The organism is Actinokineospora sp. NPDC051303, assembly GCF_055586285.1.
This window is the reverse complement of record NZ_JBVJIN010000107.1, coordinates 1-2,837: the sequence shown is the minus strand read 5'-3', so window position 1 is coordinate 2,837 and position 2,837 is coordinate 1. Positions and strand designations below refer to the sequence as shown.

At 71.4% G+C, this 2,837-nt stretch carries 2 protein-coding genes; both read left to right on the top strand.

Annotation, left to right across the window (positions count from 1 at the left end):
* The first annotated feature begins 187 nt into the window (after positions 1 to 187).
* Positions 188 to 583, top strand: a complete 396-nt coding sequence (locus ACZ6SD_RS32845) for a DUF5313 family protein (protein ID WP_465320923.1) — start codon at positions 188 to 190, stop codon at positions 581 to 583.
* A gap of 30 nt (positions 584 to 613) precedes the next feature.
* The gene (locus ACZ6SD_RS32840; RefSeq protein WP_465320922.1) at positions 614 to 2,683 is read left to right on the top strand and encodes a primosomal protein N'; all 2,070 of its coding nucleotides are present in this window, start codon (positions 614 to 616) and stop codon (positions 2,681 to 2,683) included.
* The last annotated feature ends 154 nt before the right edge of the window (positions 2,684 to 2,837 follow it).

Below are 2,837 nucleotides of genomic sequence, written 5' to 3'. Positions count from 1 at the left end.
CCGAACAGAGAAAGAGAGGGGGGGCGTGGTGTTCCATCCTCTCCCTTTTTTCCCCCCCCCCCCCCTGCTCCCCCCCCCCCCCGCCGCGTTTCACCCCGGCCCGACCGGCTACCCGACAAGGGAGAGGTGATGCCCCGTGCGCACTAGGCGGAACACCAGCGGGCAACCAGGGCCTAACATCGTCCCGGTGAGCCCGAAGCGGCCGAGCCCACTGCTGTGGCTCCGGTACGCCGTCGGCGGCACGCTGCCCGACGAGTACCGGCACTGGGTGCTGTGGGACCTGAGCTGCCGGACGTGGGTGCTGCGGCACTTCGCGCGGGTGATGGTCCTGTTCTTGCCGCTGTGGCTGCTGCTGCTCGTCCCCGGCCCGCTGTCGCTGCGGCTGTCGATGATCGTGCTCGGCTACATCACCGGCCTGTACTTCTCGCTGTCGTTCATCGAGGACGCGGCCGAGCGCAGGCTCATCAAGCACGGCTACCCGGCGGGCCTGAACCGGCGCATCCGCGAAGAGGCCGCCGCGCACGACCGCGCCGAGATCGTCGCCATGTACGCCGCCTACCACGACGAGCCCCGCCGGGACTGAGGGTCGGTGCCCTCTGGTAGACCAGCCGTCATGCCCGACCCCGACGCGCTGTTCCCGGTCGAGGTCGCCGCCCCGGTGAAACCGCAGGCCAAGACCCGACCCCCGGACAAGGGAAAACCGGCCGCCAAAGGCCGACCGGCTCCCGCGGCCGAACTCCCGGTCGCCCGTGTCTACGTCGACGTCCCCTTGGCGCACCTCGACCGCACCTACGACTACCTGGTGCCCGCCAAGTCCGACGCAGAGGCCAATCCCGGCTGCCGCATCCGGGTCCGCTTCGCCGGGCAACTGGTCGACGGATACCTCCTGGAGCGGGTCGCCGAGTCCGACCACCCCGGCACGCTCCAGTTCCTCGACCGTGTGGTCTCCCCGGAGCCAGTGCTCACCCCCGAGATCGCCCGCCTGTGCCGCGCCGTCGCCGACCGCTATGGCGGCACCATGATCGATGTCCTGCGCCTGGCCATCCCACCCCGCCACGCCCGCGTCGAGGCCGAGGAGCCACCCCCGCCCGCTCCCCGCCCGCCCGCCCCGGACCCGGCGGGCTGGGCCCGCTACCCCCGCGGCGCCGCGTTCCTCGACGCCGTCCGCGCCAGCCGCCAAGCCCACGCCGTCTGGCAGGCCCTCCCCGGCGAGGACTGGCCCCGACGCCTGGCCGAAGTCGCCACAACGGCGGCGTCGGCAGGCAAGGGCGCGGTCATCGTCGTCCCCGACCACCGCGACGTCGCCCGCGTCCACGCCGCCTGCGTCGCCCTGGCGGGCAAGGAGGCCGTTGTCGCCCTCTCAGCGGACCTAGGGCCAGCCAAGCGCTACCGCTGCTGGCTGACCGTGCGCCGGGGCGGCGCCCAGATCGTCGTAGGCACCCGAGCCACCGCCTACGCCCCCGTCACCGCCCCCGGCGCCCTGATCGTCTGGGACGACGGCGACGACCAGCACTCCGACCCCCGTTCCCCCTACCCCCACGTCCGCGACGTCCTGATCCAACGCGCCCACCTCAGCGGCGCCGCTGTCCTTGTCGCAGGTTTCGCCCGCACCGCCGAGGCTCAACTCCTGGTCGACTCCCGCTGGGCCCCAGAAATCGTCGCCACCCGCGACCAGATCCGCGCCGCGGCCCCCCGGGTGACCGCCATCGGCGAACACGACAGCCAACTGGCCCGCGACCCAGCCGCCCGCACCGCCCGCGTCCCCTCAGTGGCCTTCGACGCGGCCCGCACAGCACTGTCGGCAGGCCACCCAGTCCTGGTGCAGGTCCCCAGAAGAGGCTATGTTCCCGCCCTGACCTGCCAGGACTGCCGCACCCCCGCCCGCTGCCGCAAGTGCGCGGGCCCCCTGGGCCTGGGCCAGGCCACCGTCCCCGCCTGCCGCTGGTGCGCCGCCACCGACGCCAACGTCAAATGCGCCAACTGCGGCTCCAGAAAACTCCGAGCCACCATCATCGGCGCCAAGCGAACAGCGGAAGAACTAGGCCGAGCTTTCCCCGGCTACCCCGTCCGCACCTCCGGCGCCCAAGAGGTGCTGTCAACGGTCGACGCCCGCCCCGCCCTGGTGGTAGCCACCCCCGGCGCCGAACCAGTAGCGGAAGACGGCTACGGCGCAGCCCTACTCCTAGACGGCTGGGCCCTCCTCAACCGCGCGGACCTCAGAGCGACAGAAGAAGCCCTCCGCCGCTGGATGACCGCCGCAGCCCTAGTCCGCCCGGCATCCCAAGGCGGCCGAGTAGTGGTCATGGCCGAATCAGCCACCACACCGGTCCAAGCCCTGATCCGCTGGGACCCGGCCTGGCACGCAAGCATCGAACTGGCGGCCCGCACCGAACTGGCCTTCCCCCCAGCCGTCCGCATGGCCTCCATAGACGGCCCCCCCACCGCCCTAGCCCGCTTCCTGGACGACTTCCCCCTACCCCCCACAGCCGAAATCCTCGGCCCCGTCCCCCTGGCCGACCCACTCCCACCAGGCCAACCACCCCGCGAACGCGCCCTGATCCGCGTCACCAGAAACCACGGCAAAGCTCTAGCCACCGCACTGGCAAAAGCTCAAGCCATCCGCACAGCCCGCAAAGACCCAGACCCCCTACGCGTCCAACTAGACCCCCTTGACCTCATCTAGGAGATAAGAGGAAAAGCCCAACCCCGACAAGGCGCCGATCGCCCGCCAAGTGCTGGATCGGGTGGAGTGGTTTCTTCGGGGGAGAAGGAAGATCGCTAAGCTGGCTGCGCGCGTGTGAGGCCGTAGGCTTCCCACCCGTCTTTCACACGGCGAT

Coding starts and splice junctions, on each gene's coding strand:
- ACZ6SD_RS32840 (WP_465320922.1), top strand. CDS start 614: ATGCCCGACCCCGACGCGCTGTTCCCGGTCGAGGTCGCCGCCCCGGTG.